Consider the following 22,398-nt stretch of genomic DNA (forward strand, 5'->3'; position numbering starts at 1 on the left):
GGTGAATAAAAAAGCAGTCGGTCATACATAAAAAGGCGTTGAGCAAAAAGTGTGCTCAACGCCTTTTTTGATTGATTTTTATGAGTCAAATACGACCCAAAATCAAAGTGTTAATCAACCCATGTTTACTCGTGCATTTCGGAACATTCGCATCCACGGGCTGTTCTCATTCCAGTCATCCGGATGCCAGGAGTTAGCCACAGTTCGGAATACGCGTTCAGGGTGCGGCATCATAATAGTGACGCGACCATCCTGTGTTGTCAGACCGGTAATACCATTTGGTGAACCATTCGGATTAGCCGGGTATTTTTCTGTCGCATTGCCATAGTTATCCAGATAACGCAGTGCCACGGTACCGGACTGTTCAATCGCCGCCAAATGTTCCGCATTGCGAACCTCAACCCGACCTTCACCGTGTGATACCGCAATCGGCATTCGAGAGCCCGCCATGCCATTGAAGAACAGTGAATCACTTTGCTGCACTTCAACCAGACTGAATCGGGCTTCAAAACGCTCTGACTCATTGCGGACAAAACGCGGCCATAACTCCGCCCCTGGGATAAGATCGCGCAGGTTCGACATCATCTGACAACCATTACACACACCAAGGGCAAAAGTGTCATTGCGGTGGAAGAAAGCTTCGAACTGATCACGAGCCATATTGTTGAACAGGACCGACTTCGCCCAGCCTTCACCAGCTCCCAATACGTCACCGTAGGAGAAACCACCACAAGCAACCAAGCCATTGAAGCCGTCCAGAGCCACCTTACCGGACAGGATATCGCTCATATGCACGTCTTTAGCATCAAAGCCGGCACGATCAAATGCTGCCGCCATCTCAACATGCGAGTTAACGCCCTGCTCTCGCAGGATAGCCATCTGCGGCTTGGTGCCTTTATTAACAGCTGGTGCAGCAATAAACGGAGCGGCAACATCCTGATTAATGTCAAAACTCAGGCTTACATTCAAGCCCGGATCCGCTGCATCTTTCTTAGCTTCGAATTCCTGTAGCGCGCCCGCCGGATTATCACGCATCGCCTGCATCTGGTAAGTAGTCTCAGCCCAGATTGCACGCAACTCAGTACGACTCTGCTCCAGCACACGATCATTACCATTCCAGATGCGAACCACATCTTCATCAACAACTGTACCGATAACATGGCTGCACGCTTCAAGACCGTTGGCTGCAAGCACCGACTGCACAGCATCAAGTTCGTCAGTACGTACCTGAATCACCGCGCCCAATTCCTCGTTGAACAGCGTCGCCAACACATCATCACATTCATCGTTGTCTGATGTATTAATATCGACTTCCACCCCGGTATGACCAGCAAAAGCCATTTCTGCCAGCGTGACATACAAACCACCGTCACCACGGTCATGATAAGCCATTAGCTTACCGTCGCGGATCAATGTCTGAATCGCATTAAAGAAACCTTTCAGTAGCTCCGGACTATCGACATCTGCCGGTTTGTCACCCAACTGCTTGTAAACCTGTGCCAAAGCAGTAGCCCCCAGGCGATTCTGACCACAACCCAAGTCTATCAGCAGCAGGCTTGAATCACCTTTATCAGTACGAAGCTGAGGAGTAACTGTCTTGCGAATGTCTTCGACACGGCCAAATGCGGTAATGATCAGTGACAGCGGCGAAGTCACCTCTTTCTGTTTGCCATTATCTTCCCATTTGGTTTTCATCGACATGGAATCTTTACCGACAGGAATCGTCAGGCCCAGTGCAGGACACAGCTCTTCACCGACCGCTTTCACCGCATCATACAAACCGGCATCTTCACCCGGGTGACCCGCCGGAGACATCCAGTTTGCAGAAAGCTTGATGCGCTTAAGATCACCGATATCGGCACTGGCAATGTTAGTGAGCGACTCACCGACAGCCATACGAGCAGAAGCGGCAAAGTCCAGCAATGCAATCGGTGTTCGCTCACCCATTGCCATCGCCTCACCATGGTAGCTGTCATAACTGGCAGCAGTAACGGCACAGTTGGCAACTGGAACCTGCCACGGACCGACCATCTGATCACGGGAAACCAGACCTGTCACAGTCCGGTCACCGATAGTGATCAGGAACGTCTTCTCTGCTACAGCCGGAAGACGGAGCACCCGGTGAGTCGCTTCTTCCAATTCAATACCGCTACGTTCAATCGCTTTGCCTTCTGCCTTCTGTGATTTCACGTCACGGTGCATCTTTGGCGGCTTACCAAGCAGGATATCCATTGGCATATCAATTGGGGTGTTGTCGAAGTGGCTGTCTTCCAGTGTCAGATGACGCTCTTCAGTGGCCTCACCAACCACGGCATACGGTGCACGTTCACGCTGGCAAATAGCGTCAAAGGTCTCCATATTTTCTGCGGCAACAGCCAGCACATAGCGTTCCTGAGATTCGTTACACCAGATTTCCAGCGGGCTCATACCCGGTTCGTCATTCGGCACCTCTCGCAGCTGGAACTTACCGCCACGTTCACCATCATCCACCAGCTCAGGCAAGGCGTTAGAGATACCGCCCGCACCCACATCGTGAATAAAGGCAATCGGATTGGCTTCACCCATCTGCCAGCAGCGATCGATCACTTCCTGACAGCGACGTTCCATTTCCGGGTTTTCACGCTGCACCGATGCAAAATCCAGATCTTCGGCTGACTGACCAGACGCCATGGAAGACGCGGCACCGCCACCAAGACCGATATTCATTGCCGGACCACCCAGCACAATCAGCTTCGCACCAACCGGAATTTCTTTCTTCTGAACATGCTCGGCACGGATATTACCCATACCACCAGCAATCATAATCGGCTTATGGTAACCACGAATTTCTTCACCGTTATGGGAGCTGACTTTTTCTTCATAAGTACGGAAATAACCCAGCAGGTTCGGGCGGCCAAACTCATTATTAAATGCAGCACCGCCCAGCGGGCCTTCCAGCATAATATCCAGCGCGTTGACAATTCGGCCCGGCTTACCAAAGTCGGTTTCCCATGGCTGTTCAAAGTCAGGAATACGCAGGTTAGAAACAGTAAAGCCAACTAGGCCAGCTTTCGGTTTACCGCCGATACCGGTAGCCCCTTCATCACGAATTTCACCGCCGGATCCGGTCGATGCTCCCGGCCATGGCGAAATCGCCGTCGGGTGGTTATGGGTCTCCACTTTCATCAGGATATGGGCATCTTCCTGATGGTAGTTGTACTGGCGGGAATTTGGATCCGGGAAGAAACGGCCGACATTCGAGCCTTCCATTACCGCCGCATTATCCTTGTAGGCCGACAGAACATAATCATTGTTCTGCTCAAAGGTATTCTTAATCATCTTGAACAGGGATTTTTCCTGTTCAACACCGTCGATAGTCCAGTCTGCATTAAAAATCTTATGACGGCAGTGCTCAGAGTTCGCCTGAGCAAACATCATCAGCTCGATATCATTCGGGTTACGGCCCAGTCTGGTGAAGTTTTCCACCAGGTAATCAATTTCATCCTCAGCCAGTGCCAGACCGAGGGTAACGTTTGCATCTTCAAGCGCCTTATGGCCTCCGGCAAGGATATCAACACATTTCACCGGTGCAGGCTCCGCATGACTGAACAGCGCAGCTGCCGCTTCCATATCGGTAAACACCACTTCCATCATGCGGTCATGAAGCAATCCTTTCAGGGTTGCAAGCTGGGCTTCACTCAGATCAGCGGTGGTTTCTACGTAATATGCCGTACCGCGCTCAAGGCGTTTGATTTGATTCAGGGAACAGTTATGGGCGATGTCGGTCGATTTAGATGACCACGGGGAGATAGTACCCGGACGAGGGGTAACCAGCAGCAACAAACCGGTTGGCTCATGCTCTGCAATCGTAGGGCCGTAGGTCAGCAAGCTGGCCAGCTTATTTTGTTCCTCGGCATTCAGCGGTGCCGACAGTTCAGCAAAATGCATGAACTCAGCATAAATGCCTGACACAGGCAGCTCTAATTCGCGGCAACGCTCCAGTAGCTTGTTAACGCGAAACTCAGACAGTGCGGGTGAACCACGCAAAATTTCCATGTGCGTACGTCTCTCGATTAGCAGTTGAATGAAGGTGATATTGACCTAATCCCGGTTCAGCACCGGAAAAATCACGTCAATGTCACCTCTTTCCCGACTGTTTTTACAGCAAGCAGAGGCGATGCACTCATGACAGGGCAGCAACTAAACAGCGTTCTTCATTCCCGTACTACATAATTTTCGGGAGTTTCGAAGCAGGTGCTGGAAGCTCTGCGAGGCATAGTATAAGGGAAAAATTTTTGTGACGTAACACCTGACGCAACCGTTTGCGTGATTTTTTTTCATTCCTGTTCCAAACAATAAGAAAAAACGATGAGCCAGCTCAGCAGAGCTGAAATTGAACTAGTATTTAGATGCCGGGCAGCTCCCATACATACATTGTCCTGATGTCCGGAAATTGTAATTTGACGGGAGAATCATCACTGGGAGGATGGGAGTTGCTTTGCTGAATTGGCGAGCTTTGGTATAAAGAACATCAAATTATAATGATGAGCATATCTTGTTGAGCAATCTTCGATTAACTTCTAACCTCCGGTATACCCTGGCACTATTACTAAGCATGCTATTGCTTAGTGGTTGCAACTGGCTGCAACAGGACACCCGCAGTGATCTGGAGAAGATCCGTGAAAGTGGCGTCCTGCGTGTCGGCACGCTGAATAATCAGCTCTCTTACTATATTGGCAACGATGGTCCGACAGGTCTTGATTATGAACTTGCACAACGGTTTGCCGCCAAGCTGGGTGTCAAACTGGAAATGCAGCCAATGTTTACTCTGGCCGGACTTTTCCCCAGCCTTGAACGTAAAGATGTCGATATCATTGCTGCGGGCCTGACCATGACCGAAGACCGCCTGGCTGGATTCCGGGCAGCCCCCGCCTATTACTACGCCAGCCAAATCGTAGTCTATAAGAAAGGCCAGTGGCGTCCGCGTGACACAGAAGATCTGGCTAAAAATAAAGGTTCACTGGTTGTCGTTAAAGGCTCCAGCCACGAGAAAAGCCTGGACACTCTCAATGTTCTTTACCCTCAGCTTCAATGGGAAGCAATAGAAGAAACCGACAGTGATGAGTTGCTACGCATGGTTGCCAGAGGCGATCTGGATTACACCATTGCTGACTCAGTAGATGTCGCCCTCAGCCAGCGAATCCATCCGGATATTGCCGTTGCCCTGGAATTGACCGAAGATGAGCCGATCGCCTGGTTCCTAAACAAAACCACCGATGACAGCCTGTATGCGCTGCTGATCGAGTTCTTCGGTGAAATGAAACAAAGCGGTGAACTGGGCAAGCTGGAAGAGAAATATTTCGGCCATGTCGACAGCTTTGATTATGTTGACACCCGAGCATTCCTGCGAGCTATCGAGAAAAAGCTTCCTCGCTGGGAACCTCTGTTCAAAAAGTATTCGAAAGAGCTGGACTGGCGTCTGATTGCTGCACTTTCTTATCAGGAATCCCACTGGAACCCGCGCGCAGTTTCTCCGACCGGAGTGCGCGGTATGATGATGTTGACCCTGCCAACAGCAAAGTCTGTGGGTGTGAAGAATCGTCTTGATCCGGAAGAAAGTATCCGGGGCGGCGTTGTCTACCTACGCAAGATGATTGCCCGAGTACCTGACAGCATCGAAGAACATGAAAAAGTCTGGTTTGCCCTGGCGTCTTATAACGTAGGTTTCGGCCATATGATGGATGCCCGCCGCCTGACCAAAAAACAAGGTGGTAACCCGGATGCCTGGAGCGATGTTAAACAACGCCTGCCACTTCTGCGCCAGCGCAAATACTACAAGCAGACCCGTTATGGCTATGCCCGTGGTGATGAAGCGCTGAACTACGTGGAAAATATTCGCCGCTATTACCAGAGTATTATCGGCTATGAGCAAGCGCACAATACAACACCGAATCAGGACAAAGAGGAAGGTATCGCGGTCATCGACAGCTTAAGAACGATCACCCCGCCACTACAGCAAGATGGTAGCAAACAGACAAAACTTGAGGGCGAAAAAATAGATACCAGTCTCGCTAAACCGACCAAACTTGTCAGTAAATAACCATCCCCTTCTTTTTATAAGCAGCCCTGTTAATACAGGGCTGTGCTTTATATCAACCGACATAAAATTAGTGATAGAAATATCACAATGAGTATTGATGGTTTTGCAAAGAAAGCCGTAATTTTGCGATCGAGCTCATTCTCAAATGATGAAAATTTGGTAACAATCAACTCATAACCCTGAACAAGATTCAGGAAAATGATTGTAGTGTGGGCACACTCGTGCCTTTGCTTTATGGGAGAAACTTATGCGATTCTCAAAACAGAAAAAAGCGGTGAAAAGCCTGAAGAAACGCATGACATCAATCGCAACAAGACGAAAACGCATGCATGCTAATACCCGCAAGAAAGTGTTATGGCGCCAGCGCAGCTATGTTGTAGCAGCAACAGCCGCTTGTTAGCTTGCTAACAATAGAACGATAAACAAAAGCTAGCGACACCAATTGTCAGCGCAAAGAAACAGAAAAAAGCCCGACTCAATGAGTCGGGCTTTTTGTTTGATCACTGGCTCTCAGCCTGGCGGGCCTTTTTCTCGGCTTTTTTCTCTGCCCGTCGACGTTTAAAAAACGCCTGTAACTGAGCCCGGCATTCCTCTTCCAGCAACCCGGATTCACAGGCGACATGATGATTGACCTGCTCATAACTCAGCAGATTCATAATACTGCCCGCCGCACCAGTCTTCAGATCGCTGGCACCAAACACCACCTTACCAATACGACTGTGTACCATAGCACCGGCACACATAGGGCACGGCTCCAAAGTGACATACAAAGTTGCGTCCAGCAGGCGATAGTTCTGAATCACCTTGCCTGCTTGACGAAGAGCCATCATCTCAGCGTGAGCTGTAGCGTCATGCTGACCAATAGAGCGGTTCCAGCCCTCTCCAATCACCTGACCGTCATAAACCACAACCGCTCCAACAGGAACCTCTCCTTCCTGCTCGGCTTTGGCTGCCAGCTCAATGGCTCGGCGCATATACAGTTCATCTTGGTTTTGATCGGTCACAGGCTTTCTCAAATCATTGCAAACATGGGAGGCGCATTATAATGCCTTGCTCTGCCCTTACCAACTTATTCCCAGTCAAACAATGCCGCAAAAACACTCTCCCTCTTTCACCCTCAATTATTACCAGACAGTAAAAGTAATTTGCACAACAAGGTGATTATCATCTCTTTTTGAAAAAATATAATACTTGCCATCACAACGAGGAACGCTGCTATTAACCAGCGTCATCGACATGAGGTTTATCTTCTACAGTGTAATCATAGCTATGCGTCAATAGATAAGCGCAAAGCTGACAAGAAAGAACATAAGCCTTAATGAACAGAATCCAATCACAGAATAAGCGAGAACAGAATGTCTGAGCAATTTATCAAATCCAAAGCAGCCATTGCCTGGGGTCCGAATCAGCCACTGTCGGTTGAGGAAGTCGATGTTATGCTGCCGAAAGCCGGTGAAGTTCTGGTACGTATTGTAGCTACCGGTGTTTGTCATACCGATGCCTTCACCCTGTCCGGCGACGATCCGGAAGGCATTTTCCCGGCGATTCTGGGTCATGAGGGCGGCGGTATTGTTGAGATGGTGGGCGAAGGCGTTACCAGTGTCGAAGTTGGTGATCACGTCATCCCACTTTACACCCCGGAATGCGGCGAGTGTAAATTCTGTAAATCAGGTAAAACCAACCTGTGCCAGAAAATCCGTGAAACCCAGGGCAAAGGCCTGATGCCGGACGGCACAACCCGTTTCTACAAAGACGGCCAGCCAATCTATCACTACATGGGCTGCTCGACTTTTTCTGAATATACAGTACTGCCTGAGATTTCACTGGCGAAAGTCAACAAAGATGCGCCACTGGAAGAAGTCTGCCTGCTGGGCTGCGGTGTTACCACTGGTATGGGTGCGGTATTGAAAACAGCCAAAGTACAAAAAGGCGATACTGTTGCTATCTTTGGCCTGGGCGGTATCGGCCTGTCAGCAATTATCGGTGCGACGATGGCCGGTGCCAGCCGTATCATCGGTGTTGATATCAACGAGAGCAAATTCCAGCTGGCGAAAGAGTTGGGTGCTACCGAATGTATCAATCCGAATGATTATGACAAACCAATTCAGGAAGTGATCGTCGAAATGACCGACGGCGGTGTCGACTTCTCCTTTGAATGTATCGGTAACGTCAACGTTATGCGTTCCGCACTGGAATGCTGTCATAAGGGCTGGGGCGAATCTGTCATCATCGGTGTTGCCGGTGCCGGCCAGGAAATCTCAACCCGCCCGTTCCAGCTGGTGACAGGCCGCGTATGGCGTGGTTCTGCCTTCGGTGGTGTAAAAGGTCGCTCTGAGCTGCCGGAAATTGTTGAACGTTACATGGCTGGCGAGTTCAAACTTGATGACTTCATTACCCATACCATGGGGCTGGAAGAGATCAACAACGCCTTTGACCTGATGCATGAAGGCAAGAGCATCCGTAGCGTGATCCACTACGACAAATAACCCCTGCGTCACAGTATAAGCGCTGCTTCGGCGGCGCTTATTATTGTTGAAATAACCCGTTGAGATAAAAAGATAATGACTCTGGAAAATATCAGCACCAATAAAAGCTTTGGCGGCTGGCATAAGCAATATAGCCATCACTCAGCAACGCTCAACTGTGACATGCGTTTCGCCGTTTACCTGCCGCCACAAATTGCCGACGGCACCAAGGTGCCTGTTCTTTACTGGCTGTCCGGACTGACCTGCACAGACGAAAACTTCATGCAAAAAGCCGGAGCACAGCGCATTGCAGCCGAGCTGGGTATTGCGATAGTTGCACCGGATACCAGCCCACGCGGTGAAGATGTTGCCGACGATCCACAAGGCAGTTACGACTTCGGCAAGGGAGCCGGCTTCTACGTAAATGCCACCCAGGAACCATGGAACCGCCACTACCAGATGTATGACTACGTGGTAAATGAACTGCCGACGCTGATCGAAAGCAATTTTCCGGTTACTGAGCAACGAGCTATCAGCGGTCACTCTATGGGCGGACATGGCGCACTAATGATTGCCCTTCGTAATCCGGAACGTTACCGCTCGGTATCAGCATTCAGCCCAATCAGTCATCCGATAACCTGCCCTTGGGGCAAAAAAGCATTCACCGGTTATCTGGGCTCTGACCTTGAAACCTGGAAGCAATATGACAGCTGTGAGCTAATGAAGCAGGCAACGGGCAAACTGCCAGCTTTTGTTGATCAGGGGACAGAAGATGAGTTCCTGACCGAGCAACTTAAACCTGAATTGCTTGAAGCCGCAGCGAAGAAAAATAACTACCCGCTCGAACTGCGCATGCAAGAAGGCTACGACCACAGCTATTACTTTATTGCCAGCTTTATCGAACATCACCTACGCTTTCATGCTGGCTACCTAAAGTAAAACCCGTTAAATAAGCAAAAAAAATAAAATCAGCCTTCATAAAAAAGCCCCGCAATGCGGGGCTTCAGTCTGAAAACAATTATCAGGCAAAATTACATGCTGTATGAATACGGTGCCTGAATACCCAGTGGAATACCGAACGCCCAGTAAGCCAGCAAGAACAGCGTCCAGCCAATCAGCATCGCAATCGAGTAAGGCATCATCAGCGACGCCAGTGTGCCGATACCTGAACTCTTCACATAACGCTGGGTGTAAACAACCACCAGCGGGAAGAACACCATCAGTGGGGAAATGATGTTAGATACAGAATCACCAACACGGTAAGCCGCCTGAGTCAGCTCAGGAGAGATACCGACAGCCATCAGCATTGGCACTAGGATTGGACCAATCAGGGCCCACTTCGCCGACGCCGAGCCAACCAGCAGGTTAACAAAAGCTGTCAGCAGGATCATACCGACAATAGTGATCTGACCCGGCAGGTTCATCGCTTTCAGCAAGTCCGCACCAGACAGCGCCAACAGCGTACCGAGGTTAGACTGGCTGAATGCTGCCAGGAACTGAGCACAGAAAAAGGCCATTACGATATAGCCGCCCATGGTTCCCATGGTTGCCGACATCGCTTTAATAATGTCATCGCTGGATTTGAAAGTACCGGCAACACGTCCGTAAACCACACCCGGAATAATAAACAAGATGAAGATCAGCGGCACGATTGACTGCATCAACGGCGCAGAGAATGCGGTAATTTGACCATCAGGAGAGCGCAGCGGTGATGTTTCCGGATAGACCGCCGCAACCAGAGCGACAATACCCAATACCATAGCCCAACCAGCGCGGTTAAAAGCTTTCGATTCAATTTCGCTGAATGAACCCAAATCCGGCGCTTCTTCAGCATCATCATCAATCGGAGTATTACGCAGGCGCGGCTCGATAACCTTCTCAGTCACATACCAGCCAATTGCAACAACAATAATGGAAGACAAACCGGTGAACATCAGGTTCGAAAGTGGGTTTACAACATACTCAGGGTCCAGGATTTGTGCCGCCGACTGAGTGAAACCGGCCAATAGCGGATCAATACCGGAAGGAATGAAGTTAGCCGAGAAACCACCGGATACACCGGCAAAAGCTGCCGCAATACCGGCCAGAGGATGACGACCTGCTGCATGAAAGATAATACCGCCCAGCGGGATAACCAATACGTAACCTGCGTCAGCTGCGGTGTGAGATACAATCGCAACCAGGATCAGCATAGGTGTCAGCAGCTTAGCCGGGGTGAAGTTCAGCATCTTCTTCAGTCCGGTGTTAATGAAACCGGATGCTTCAGCAACACCGACACCCAGCATCGCTACCAGAACGATACCCAGTGGTGCAAAACCAGTAAAGGTTTTCACCATACCTGCCAGGAAGCCAGCCAGTGACTGGCCAGTAAGAAGGTTATTGATTTCGATGGCCTGCCCCGTAACAGGGTGGATCAATCCGAATTCGAACTGAGAAAGTAGTGCAGACAGGCCCCAGACGATAACCAGTCCCCAGAAAAAGAGAAGTGCCGGATCGGGGATCTTATTACCGGCTCGTTCGATGAAGTTTAAAAACTTATCCATTGCCCCCGACGAGGCAACAGGTGCTTTATTCACTGCTTGATTGCTCATGGGTACTCCATGCTCGTTGATGTTGTTAATTTGCGGCGGTGTATTTAATGATTCTTTCGCCAGTCAATCCATATTTCCCGAGAGGGATTACAGGAGATTGTAATAAACCACTCAGTAAAAAGCGCACATCGAACCACTCATTAACAAAAAAGCACCACGATATATTGTAAGAAGATATTAACAAGAAACAAAACACCAACAATACAAGATCACTTGCGCAACATGAACACAAGCGCAGTCAATATAAGCAGCCCACTGATAAATAAGAGTAATAGTGATAACAAAAAAGGCACCCGAAGGTGCCTTTTTCATAATCATGACCAAAAGTCAGTTATCTAATGGGATATTATTCCCACTCGATAGTTGCCGGCGGCTTACCAGATACGTCGTAAACCACGCGGGAAATACCATCAACTTCGTTAATGATACGGTTAGAAACCTTACCCAGGAAGTCGTATGGCAGGTGCGCCCAGTGCGCAGTCATGAAATCAATTGTTTCAACAGCACGCAGAGAAACAACCCAGTCATATTTACGGCCGTCACCCATTACGCCAACAGAGCGTACAGGCAGGAACACAGTAAATGCCTGAGAAACTTTGTTGTACAGATCAGCGTTGTGCAGCTCTTCAATGAAAATTGCGTCAGCACGGCGCAGCAGATCACAGTACTCTTTCTTCACTTCGCCCAGTACACGTACACCCAGACCTGGACCCGGGAACGGGTGGCGATAAAGCATGTTATAAGGCAGGCCAAGTTCAAGACCAATCTTACGTACTTCATCTTTGAACAGCTCTTTCAGCGGCTCAACCAGGCCCATTTCCATATCTTCAGGCAGGCCACCAACGTTATGGTGAGACTTGATAACGTGTGCTTTACCGGTTTTTGAAGCCGCAGATTCAATTACATCCGGGTAAATAGTACCCTGTGCCAGCCATTTCGCATTCTTCAGTTTCTTCGATTCTTCATCAAAAACATCAACGAATACGTGACCGATGATCTTACGCTTGGCTTCAGGATCAGCTTCACCTTCCAGCGCAGACAGGAAGCGCTGCTCAGCATTCACGTGAACGATGTTCAGACCGAAATGGTCACCGAACATTTCCATTACCTGCTCACCTTCGTTCAGGCGCAGCAGACCGTTATCAACGAATACACAGGTCAGTTTGTCGCCGATAGCACGGTGGATCAGCATAGCAACAACCGATGAGTCCACACCACCAGACAGGCCAAGGATAACTTCGTCATCACCTACCTGCTCTTTGATACGCTCAACAGCATCTTCGATGATATTTGCAGAAGTCCATAGCTTCTCACAACCACAGATATTCAGAACGAAGTTTTCAATGATACGCATACCCTGGCGAGTGTGCGTCACTTCCGGGTGGAACTGAACACCGTAGAAGTGCTTATCTTCGTTTGCCATCGCTGCATACGGACAAGTATCCGTTTCTGCAACTTTGACGAAGTCAGACGGGATCTCAACCACTTTATCACCGTGGCTCATCCATACGTCCAGCAATGCAGTGCCGTCTTCAGACACAGCATCTTCAATGTTCTTAAAGAAATCAGTTGGCTCAACCACTTTCACCTGAGCGTAGCCAAATTCACGTTCAGTCGAACCTGCAACCTTACCGCCCAGCTGCTCAGCCATAGTCTGCATGCCGTAGCAAACACCAAATACAGGAACACCAGCTTCAAACACATATTGTGGAGCACGAGGTGAACCTTCTTCCGTTACGCTCTCCGGACCACCAGAAAGAATAATACCGTTTGGATTGAAATCGCGGATGTCAGCTTCATCCACATCCCAACTCCACAGCTCACAGTAAACACCAATTTCACGAATACGGCGTGCGATTAACTGCGTGTACTGAGATCCAAAGTCCAGGATCAGGATACGTTGGTCATGAATATTTGTGGTCGTGGTCATTATCGAGCGGTCTCAAACTTATTGAAATGAGGGGGCTAAAATCGCCCCCGATCTTATACAGTTTTTTTATTTAGGCAAACGTTTTCGCCCATCACTTATCCGGCTGGTGAAAATTAGCCCAGACGGTAGTTAGGAGCTTCTTTAGTGATGGTTACGTCGTGGACGTGCGACTCTTTCATACCGGCACCGGAGATACGAACGAATTCTGCTTTAGTACGCATATCTTCGATTGTCGCCGAGCCAGTCAGGCCCATGCTTGAACGCAGGCCGCCCATTTGCTGGTGAACGATTTCTTTCATGTGGCCTTTATAAGCAACACGGCCTTCAATACCTTCAGGTACCAGCTTGTCAGCAGCGTTATCAGACTGGAAGTAACGGTCAGAAGAACCTTTTGACATCGCGCCCAGTGAACCCATACCACGGTATGACTTGTAAGCACGGCCTTGGTAAAGTTCAACTTCACCCGGTGCTTCTTCAGTACCGGCGAACATAGAACCAACCATTACACATGATGCACCGGCTGCAATCGCTTTACACATGTCGCCAGAGAAACGGATACCACCGTCTGCAATAACAGGAATACCGTACTGGTCAGCCACTGATGCCGCTTCAGCGATAGCGGTAACCTGAGGTACACCAACACCGGTTACGATACGGGTAGTACAGATAGAACCAGGACCGATACCCACTTTAACTGCACTTACACCAGCTTCAATCAGTGCACGGGCACCTTCAGCTGTCGCTACGTTACCACCAACGATTTGCAGATCAGGGTATGCTTCACGAGTTTCGCGGATGCGCTGCAGCACACCTTCGGAGTGGCCGTGTGAAGAGTCAATCAACAGAACGTCTACGCCCGCTTCAACCAGCGCCTTAACACGCTCTTCGTTACCGGCACCTGCACCAACTGCAGCACCTACACGCAGACGACCGAACTCGTCTTTACATGCATTAGGTTTACGTTCTGCTTTCTGGAAATCTTTAGCAGTGATCATGCCGCGTAGCTGGAATTCATCATTAACAAGCAACACCTTTTCTACACGGTGTTTTTGCATGATAGCTTCAACTTCTTCACGTGATGCACCTTCTTTCGCTGAAGCCAGCTTGTCTTTCGGTGTCATCACTTCTTCTACTTTCAGGGAAAGGTCAGTAACAAAGCGAACATCACGGCCGGTAATAATACCTACCAGCTCGTTGTTGTCAGAAACAACCGGATAGCCGGCAAAACCATTTTCGGCAGTCAGGCGTTTCACATCTTCAATTGTGTTGTATGGCTTAACCGTAACAGGTTCAGAAACCACACCGGCTTCGAACTTCTTAACCATACGAACTTCGTTAGCCTGCTTCTCAATCGACATATTCTTGTGAATAAAGCCAATACCGCCTTCCTGAGCAAGGGCGATAGCCAGGCGACCTTCTGTGACGGTATCCATAGACGCTGAAAGCATAGGAATGTTCAGCGAAATTTCTTTCGTCAGACGGGTGCGCAGATCGGCAGTGTTAGGCAGTACAGTTGAGTGGGCTGGAACCAGCAGGACATCATCGAAAGTCAAAGCTTCTTGTTTGATTCGTAACATTGCAATATCTCACACCAAGTAGAGGTTTTTAAAGAAGGATAAAATATTGCGGACGAATTATACGTATGGTGCAATCGTTTGGCTAGTAATTTTTTAAATTTTTTTATTGACATTTTTTTGTTGATCTGTAATATATTTCGGTTAAGTTTCCGGTGCTGCGGTCTTTCAATTACGGTCAAGATCTGTCCATAGATCTGCCTGGTGATTTTTCGTTACATTTCCGTGCACTACTTAACCTCTCTACAGCAGGTGTCCAGCCTCGTGACCATGTTTGCCCAACAAACTCAATCTAACGATCGCATCTATACAGTTTCCAGCCTTAATGCTCAGGTTCGTCTCATCCTTGAAAACGAAATGGGTGTCGTCTGGCTGGTCGGTGAACTGTCTAACCTGTCAATGCCGGTATCCGGCCACTGGTATTTCACCCTAAAAGATTCCCGTGCCCAGGTTAAGTGCGCCATGTTCCGCGGTAATAACCGCCGGGTCACCTTCAAACCAAGTAACGGTACTCAGGTTCTGGTCAAAGCTCGCCTATCGCTATATGAGCCGCGCGGTGACTATCAGTTAATCATTGAGAGCATACAGCCGGAAGGTGACGGTCGTCTCCAGCAGCAGTTTGAACAACTGAAAATGTCGCTGGCAGCCGAAGGGCTGTTTGCCCAGTCGCTGAAAAAGCCTTTGCCGGATCAACCTAAACGTGTCGGTATTGTTACCTCAAAAACCGGAGCTGCGCTGCACGATATCCTGAATGTACTTCAACGCCGAGATCCCGGCCTGCCTGTCGTTATCTATCCGACTATGGTGCAGGGAGAAGGCGCTGCGATCTCGATTGCTCAGGCTATCGGCCGGGCTAATTCCCGACAAGAGTGTGATGTTCTAATTGTCGGTCGTGGCGGTGGTTCGCTGGAAGATTTATGGGCATTCAATGAAGAGATTGTGGCGCGTACCATTGCCGCCAGCCAGATCCCGATTGTCAGTGCTGTTGGCCACGAAGTAGATGTTACTATTGCCGATTTTATTGCTGATGTCCGGGCACCGACACCGTCTGCGGCGGCAGAGCTGATCAGCCGGGATATGACTCATCAGACCCAGAAAATCAACCAAAAGACTCAGCAGCTTCGCCATGCAATCCGTCATTATCTTTCCGGACAGCAGGCAAGAATCGTCAACCTCCAGCACAGATTGGATCGCCAGCATCCGCAAGTTCGACTGAACCAGCAACAGCAACTGCTGGATGAGCTTTCAAGCCGTATGGAGCGAGCGATACGTCAGCTGATCAGTGGCCACCAGCAACACATCAGCCATGCCGAGTACAAGCTGGCTTTGCACTCCCCGGCGCACATGCTAAAACAAGAGAGTAACCGTTTAGAGCAGGCCAGGCACCGCTTATTAGATGCCATGGATCGCCGCCTGCTAAATGCAAACCATAAGTTAGCAATGGCAGCAGAAAAGCTGGAAACCGTCAGCCCACTGGCTACTCTGGGGCGCGGTTACTCCATCACCCGCGATGCCAAAGGCAAGGTGATCCGCAAAGCCGAACAGGTACAGGCAGGCGATACCCTGCATACCACAGTTGCTGACGGAGAGATTCGTTCTGTTGTCCAAAAGTAAGCTCAAGAATAAGCTTCCGAAACAGGAGCAAAACATTCTTGTAGACATAAAAAAACGCCGCATCTAAATGCGGCGTTTTTTATGGTCCTTTTTTGTCTTTACTATGCTAAAAAATTAACAACTATCATGCAACTTCATCCACCAGCATACAGGCATCAATCAAACGGCGGGTATATGCTTGCTGTGGGGCTTCGAAAATCTGCTCTGCGGTGCCCCGCTCCACCACTTCCCCTTTTTGCATCACGATAACTTCATCTGAAATAGCCCGGATAACCGAGAGATCATGGCTGATAAAGAGGTAAGCAATATTGTGCCGTTGCTGAATATCTTTCAGAAGCTCAAGTACAGTCTGCTGCACTGAACGGTCGAGCGCAGATGTCGGCTCATCCAGCAAAATAAACTTAGGTTCTAAAATCAGCGCCCTTGCAATCGCAATCCGCTGGCGCTGACCGCCGGAAAATTCATGGGGATAGCGATTGATACAGCCCGGCTCCAAACGTACTTCTTCCAGTGCCTTACGGGCACGCTGCATTCTTTCCTGCTTAGTCAGCTCAGAAAAAACCGTCAGCGGCTCTGTGATGATTTCGCCGATGGTCATTCTCGGTGACAAAGAACCGTACGGATCCTGAAAAACCATCTGCATATTGCGTTTCAGGTCATAACGCTGCCGGGCAGTCATCGTATAAAAGCTCTGACCTTCAAACTTGATATTGCCACTTGAAGGCAGCAACTGCATCAACGCCCTGCCCAGCGTTGATTTCCCAGAACCTGACTCTCCGACAATACCGACTGTCTGACCCGGACGAATGGCCAAACTAATTCCTTTCACGGCCTCCAGATATTCTGTTTCCATACCCAGCCAGTTGGTTTTCAGTACATACTTGACGTGAATATCTTCGGCCTCAAGCACATAGGGAGATGTACTTTCCAGACTCTTGTCATGCCGCTTTGGCTCAGCATCAAGCAACATTTTGGTATAGCTGTGGCTAGGATAAGTAAAAATATCTTCAACACTGCCAGTCTCAACAATCTCCCCGAGCCGCATAACAGCCACATCATCAGCAAAATGCCGAACTACTCCGAGATCATGGGTGATAAACAAAATCGCCATCCCCATTTCGTCCTGAATAGCTTTCAGCAAGTCCAGCACTTCGGCCTGTACCGTCACATCCAGTGCGGTTGTCGGCTCATCAGCAATCAAAATATCCGGTTTGTTCGCCAATGCCATTGCAATCATGATCCGCTGCAGCTGACCGCCGGAAAACTCATGAGGATAATGACGAAGCCGTTTTTCCGGCTCGGGTAGCTTAACCTTGTGAAACAGTGCCAGCGTTTCTTCCATTGCCGCTTTGCGAGTTACCTTTCGGTGGCACACTACGGCTTCGGCAACCTGCTCCCCAACCGGAATGTAAGGATTGAGGGATGTCATCGGCTCCTGAAAGATCATCGCAATCCTGTTCCCCCGAACACTTCGGAGTGCTTTCTCCGACATGTTGAGCAACTGTTGTTGCCCGAACCGAACTGAGCTTGCCGGCTCCACTATCGCATTCGGGGGCAGCAATCCCATGATACTGCTCGATGATACCGACTTACCTGAGCCGGACTCTCCCACCAAAGCCAGAGTCTTGCCCTTCTCTAAATGAAACGAGATCCCTTTTACTGCCTGAACGGTTTCATCTTCCATCCGGAAAGATACGGAGAGGTTATCTACTTGCAACAGTGGTGATTTTGATGTCATGCCAATATCCCTATTAGTAATCTCAAAGTGTTAATGATAATTATTATCAAAATAACGTGATTACTTTTGATTTACCACTTTTAAGTATAAAAGCAGGGGTAGAGGCCAGTCGGGGAACACAACAGAGAAGAAAACGAGAGTAGAGGGCAGAAAGAGAGACTCGACAATTGAAAGCGGAAAGCAGGGCTTTCCGCTTTCAATTCAAAAACAGTTACTTCACTGCTTCAAAAGTAATTTTAACCCGAGATTTTGACTTCAGCTCATTACAGCTATTGCAAAAATAGCTCGCCGCACCACAAGCTTGCAGCTTTTCCAGTTCTCTATCGCACTCAGGGCAGAACGCCCGCTTCTTCACAGGATGCAGGCAAGTCGCACAGTAATATTGGCCATCTTTCCAATCCAGATCGCTTTGACAATCCGGGCAAATATTATCGCTCATGTTTATCCCTCTAAACTTATTTAATACCTATAGGGAAAAGTATAAAACCCGACACGCTTACCTGTAGGCACCCGAGGAATAATCGATGATTGCAGACATTGACGCAATGAAAAAAACCGATCGTTACAAGATCCTTTGATCCGGCTCAGTTTCTAATGATTGCGACCATGATCACGGAATGAGTCATAAAATGTAACCGGTTTCTGTAACCGGTTACATTTCTGCGTTAACGTATTCAGGTCTTCCAAACGAATACAAGGTACGCTGCTATGACCGATGTAAAACATGTTTCCGCTTTTCCCGATAACTTCCTGTGGGGAGCGGCTTCTGCTGCCTATCAGGTCGAAGGCGGTCACGATGCCGACGGCAAAGGCCCATCCATCTGGGATATCTTCTCCCATCAGCCGGGCACCACTCACGAAGGGACTAACGGTGATGTTGCAGCCGATCATTACCATCGCTACCGGGAAGATGTTGCACTGATGGCTGAAGCCGGACTACAAAGCTATCGTTTTTCCATCAGCTGGCCTCGCCTGTTTCCTGAAGGCCGAGGCAAAATGAACCCTGCCGGGCTGAAGTTCTACAGTGACCTGATTGACGAGCTAATCAAACATGGTATCAAGCCAATGATCACGCTGTACCACTGGGATTTGCCACAAGCGCTACAGGATATTGGCGGCTGGGAATCTCGCGAAACGGTCGATGCTTTCGAGCAATATGCCCGCCTGTGTTTTGAAGCGTTTGGCGATCGCGTTGAGCTATGGTCAACCTTCAATGAAACGTTAATTTTCATCGGAATGGGTTATTTTACCGGCGCTCACCCACCGGGCCTGACCGATGCAAAACGTGGTATTCAGGCCTGTCACCATGTATTTATCGCCCATGCCAAGGCTGTGAAAGCTTTTCGTGAATATAAAGACAGCAGACTGATTAACAAAAAAAGCCAGATCGGTTTTGTTAATGTGATGCAGCCCCACGACCCTATTTCCGACAAGCCGGAAGATATTGCTGCCTGTAAAATGGCCGACGATTTGCTGACCCACTGGCTGTATGATCCTGTGCTGAAAGGCGAATATCCGGCGCATATTCTCGAAATCGCCCAACGAACCTGGGGAGTTCCTGAATTTGCTGATGGTGATGAAGCTTTGCTGAAAAGCAACATCTGCGACTTCATTGGAGTGAACTACTATAAACGTGAATGGATAGCGGCAAACCCAGATGTCGACAACACCAAAATCAACACCACTGGCAAAAAAGGCTCAGGAAAAGAATTCGGATTCAAAGGCTTGTTTAAGTTTGTTCGCACCCCTGAATCAACCTATAGCGACTGGGACTGGGAGATCTACCCGCAGGGATTGTGCGTCGGTATGCAGCGACTCAAAGATCGCTACGGCAATATTCCGTTTTATATCACTGAAAACGGCCTTGGTGCCAAAGACCCGATCATTGAAGGTGAAGTGCTTGATGACCCACGCATCAAATACCTGTCCGACCATATTGCTGCGGCTGAATCGGCCATAAAACAAGGCATTGATGTGCGCGGTTACTACCCTTGGTCTTTCATCGACTTGCTCAGCTGGCTCAATGGCTACCAGAAACAATACGGCTTTGTGTATGTCGACCAGGAAAATAACCTTGCCCGTAAACGCAAGAAATCATTCTTCTGGTATCAGAATGTTATCAATTCAAATGGCACAAAACGCTGATCATTTTAGTTGATCATCAACGGGATCATGCCCGACAATGCTCGGGCATTTTTATCAGCAGCGGAAAAACCATTCATGGCAACCATCAACGACGTTTGCAAACTGGCAGGTGTATCCAAGGCAACAGTTTCACGGGTATTGAACAATACCGGCCAGGTCAAACCGGCAACTGCCGAAGCCGTTTACCAGGCAATGAAAACGCTGGGCTACAAACCCAATAGCCTGGCAAGGGCACTGGCAACCAATAAAACCAATACGCTGGGTCTGGTCGTTTCCGCATTTGAAGGTGCCTATTTCAGCAGCCTGATGCGCCAAGCATCGGAAACCACCGCCAAATCAGGCAAACAACTATTGATCATGGATGGTGGACACAGCCAGGAATCAGAATGTCAGGCAATCAACAGTCTGGTTGAGCAAAGGGTTGATGCCATTATTCTCTATACCCGCAAGATGCCACCTGAGCAATTAAAGCAGATGATGCAAACCCTTTCGGTCCCTCTCGTGGTTATTAACCAGATGGTGGAAGGTTTTGAGCCACAATGCATTTGCTTTGACCAATATAAAGCCGCCTGCGAAGCCACCGAATTTTTGATTAACAGCGGACACCGTAAGATTGCCTGTATTACCGGCCCGGAAGATTCGGTCAACTCCCGCCTGCGCCTGAAAGGATTTCATGACACACTGGATAAACACCAACTTACCGCCACCGGGTTCTATCATGGCAACTATTTCACCCAAAGCGGTTATCTGGGTTGTCAGGCATTGCTAGATAAACAAAAACCTTTCACTGCGCTGTTCACGGCCAATGATAATATGGCGATGGGGGCCATCCGTGCCCTACACGAACATGGACGGCAAGTGCCCGGTGATATTTCGGTTATGGGTTTTGATAATGATCCGGCCGGTGAATTTCTCATTCCGAGCCTGACAACAGTCACCCTGCCAGTTGAAGCCATGGCTCAGGCCGCCATTGAACAGGCTTTGCTTCTAGTAAAAGATGAAAAGATCAGTCCGGTCGATTTGTTTGCTGGAGAATTGATCGTTCGCGAATCCGTTGATCAACTTCAAAAGCCATCGTGATCAGCGATCAGGTACCAAAAGAACATTTATCAATACACTTCCCGAAAGCATAAGTTACATGTTCTGCATTTGGATTTTAAGCAGGATATTATCCTTATCTTTCCGTAAAAAAGCCAAAGATCAAGTGCAAGACAAAATAAGCAGAATGGTATTTTCAATCGGTTCAGCCAGTCTTGATTACTGATAAAAATGCCAATGGCAACAACGTAGAACGGAAGAATAAGTAAAACAGCTTATTGAAATATATAAAAAAATCGCCACATCGGGCGATTTTTTTATCTCTGATTGCTATCAGGCGCTGGTTTTTGTCAGCATAATGAGCTCCTGATCACTCTCCAGCTGAAATTCCACTTCAAGCTTACCGTATTCAGTTAAAGAACAGATATGTGTACCACCACAAGGGATCTCCACCAGATAATCCTCTTCCAGCTGGCAACGCCAGTAGCGGCTGTCAGTCAGCGCTTTACCTTCACGATGCATGGTCACTGCGGCTCCCTGCTGTCGCCAGATTTCCAGCTGCTGATTCACCCTGTCTGCCACTACATCAAGCTGAGCAAGCAGATCCGCACTGTTCAGCCCGCGCTTTCGCAACGTCTTACCCAAGCGATATGTATCGGTGCTGCAATCTTCACTCACTCGACTTTCGGTCTGGGCGTAACTGTGAAAATCATAATGACCCATTTCATCTTTACGTGAAGCATCCTTACGCCAGAAATCATGGTGCAAAACTTTATTCAGCGCCAGTGACGACAAATGCCCCCCACTATGGGCACGGCTCAACGCCTGTTGATATGCCTGATCAACCTTAAGTTCAACTTCAGCACCAATAGCCAGTTGCTGTTCCTGCTCAATATGATGAACAACAACAAATACCCAGCCAGGCTCATTACGCTTAACCGGAATATCTGCATCGACATACAGTGTCTGCGTAGCCAACTCAACCGCACCGGTATAGCAACCAGCTACCTTATAGCTGGTTCCATCAATCACTACCTCACCACGATCCGCCGGATGATCTGGCCAAATATGGCTAACCGGATGAAATGGAGTCCGATTAGTTACCAGCCAGCTTCCGCCAGTTGAAGCAGGGGCACACAGCTGGATCTCAGCGGTCGCCTGCCATTGTGGCTCGGTAAATAAAACATTGGTGGGGGTTACTACAGACATGTTGTTTCCTTCAAA

Annotated in this window: 15 protein-coding genes; 7 read left to right on the top strand and 8 right to left on the bottom strand. The window is 48.9% G+C overall.

The window, feature by feature from the left end:
• Positions 1–114 precede the first annotated feature (114 nt).
• Positions 115–4,035, bottom strand: coding sequence for a phosphoribosylformylglycinamidine synthase (gene purL, locus C942_RS13975; RefSeq protein ID WP_007466649.1), 3,921 nt, complete (start codon positions 4,033–4,035; stop codon positions 115–117).
• Between the two features lie 559 nt (positions 4,036–4,594).
• On the opposite strand from purL, the gene mltF reads away from it, so the two are divergent.
• Positions 4,595–6,079 carry a membrane-bound lytic murein transglycosylase MltF gene (gene mltF / locus C942_RS13980; RefSeq protein WP_007466653.1) on the top strand — a complete coding sequence of 495 codons (1,485 nt, stop codon included), beginning with the start codon at positions 4,595–4,597 and terminating at the stop codon, positions 6,077–6,079.
• A 247-nt stretch (positions 6,080–6,326) separates the two neighbouring features.
• Positions 6,327–6,479, top strand: coding sequence for a hypothetical protein (locus tag C942_RS25105; protein ID WP_007466654.1), 153 nt, complete (start codon positions 6,327–6,329; stop codon positions 6,477–6,479).
• A 100-nt stretch (positions 6,480–6,579) separates the two neighbouring features.
• Here C942_RS25105 and tadA read toward each other — a convergent pair whose 3' ends face one another.
• Positions 6,580–7,083: a tRNA adenosine(34) deaminase TadA gene (tadA, locus tag C942_RS13985; protein WP_007466656.1), complete on the bottom strand. Its 504-nt coding sequence runs from the start codon at positions 7,081–7,083 to the stop codon at positions 6,580–6,582.
• A gap of 351 nt (positions 7,084–7,434) precedes the next feature.
• Between tadA and C942_RS13990 the strand changes: the two genes are divergently transcribed.
• Both C942_RS13990 and fghA read left to right on the top strand, forming a co-directional pair.
• Entirely contained in the window at positions 7,435–8,565 is a 1,131-nt protein-coding gene (locus tag C942_RS13990; RefSeq protein ID WP_007466658.1) for an S-(hydroxymethyl)glutathione dehydrogenase/class III alcohol dehydrogenase, read from the top strand.
• Positions 8,566–8,640: 75 nt separating this feature from the next.
• A complete protein-coding gene (gene fghA / locus C942_RS13995) occupies positions 8,641–9,483 on the top strand; it encodes an S-formylglutathione hydrolase (RefSeq protein WP_007466661.1) in 843 nt (280 codons plus the stop codon).
• Positions 9,484–9,575: 92 nt separating this feature from the next.
• On the opposite strand, the gene C942_RS14000 is transcribed toward fghA, so the two are convergent.
• The 3 genes from C942_RS14000 to guaB form a co-directional block, all read right to left on the bottom strand.
• Entirely contained in the window at positions 9,576–11,135 is a 1,560-nt protein-coding gene (locus tag C942_RS14000) for an AbgT family transporter (RefSeq protein ID WP_007466663.1), read from the bottom strand.
• Positions 11,136–11,481: 346 nt separating this feature from the next.
• The gene (gene guaA, locus C942_RS14005; protein ID WP_007466665.1) at positions 11,482–13,065 is read right to left on the bottom strand and encodes a glutamine-hydrolyzing GMP synthase; all 1,584 of its coding nucleotides are present in this window, start codon (positions 13,063–13,065) and stop codon (positions 11,482–11,484) included.
• A gap of 113 nt (positions 13,066–13,178) precedes the next feature.
• Positions 13,179–14,642 (bottom strand): IMP dehydrogenase, encoded by a 1,464-nt coding sequence (gene guaB / locus C942_RS14010; RefSeq protein WP_007466667.1) that lies wholly within the window; start codon positions 14,640–14,642, stop codon positions 13,179–13,181.
• Positions 14,643–14,903: 261 nt separating this feature from the next.
• Between guaB and xseA the strand changes: the two genes are divergently transcribed.
• Positions 14,904–16,253, top strand: a complete 1,350-nt coding sequence (xseA, locus tag C942_RS14015; RefSeq protein WP_007466669.1) for an exodeoxyribonuclease VII large subunit — start codon at positions 14,904–14,906, stop codon at positions 16,251–16,253.
• 124 nt (positions 16,254–16,377) lie between these two features.
• Here xseA and C942_RS14020 read toward each other — a convergent pair whose 3' ends face one another.
• Positions 16,378–17,991, bottom strand: a complete 1,614-nt coding sequence (locus C942_RS14020; protein ID WP_007466671.1) for an ABC transporter ATP-binding protein — start codon at positions 17,989–17,991, stop codon at positions 16,378–16,380.
• A 211-nt stretch (positions 17,992–18,202) separates the two neighbouring features.
• Complete coding sequence (locus tag C942_RS14025) at positions 18,203–18,430, bottom strand: zinc ribbon domain-containing protein (RefSeq protein WP_007466673.1); 228 nt, start codon at positions 18,428–18,430, stop codon at positions 18,203–18,205.
• A gap of 269 nt (positions 18,431–18,699) precedes the next feature.
• Between C942_RS14025 and C942_RS14030 the strand changes: the two genes are divergently transcribed.
• The gene (locus C942_RS14030) at positions 18,700–20,136 is read left to right on the top strand and encodes a GH1 family beta-glucosidase (protein ID WP_007466674.1); all 1,437 of its coding nucleotides are present in this window, start codon (positions 18,700–18,702) and stop codon (positions 20,134–20,136) included.
• A gap of 75 nt (positions 20,137–20,211) precedes the next feature.
• Positions 20,212–21,216, top strand: coding sequence for a LacI family DNA-binding transcriptional regulator (locus C942_RS14035; protein ID WP_007466678.1), 1,005 nt, complete (start codon positions 20,212–20,214; stop codon positions 21,214–21,216).
• 291 nt (positions 21,217–21,507) lie between these two features.
• Here the strand turns inward: C942_RS14035 and C942_RS14040 are convergent, their stop codons facing one another.
• The gene (locus C942_RS14040; protein ID WP_007466680.1) at positions 21,508–22,383 is read right to left on the bottom strand and encodes an alanyl-tRNA editing protein; all 876 of its coding nucleotides are present in this window, start codon (positions 22,381–22,383) and stop codon (positions 21,508–21,510) included.
• Positions 22,384–22,398: the final 15 nt, after the last annotated feature.

This window comes from Photobacterium marinum (assembly GCF_000331515.1).
GTDB classification, from domain to species: domain Bacteria; phylum Pseudomonadota; class Gammaproteobacteria; order Enterobacterales; family Vibrionaceae; genus Photobacterium; species Photobacterium marinum.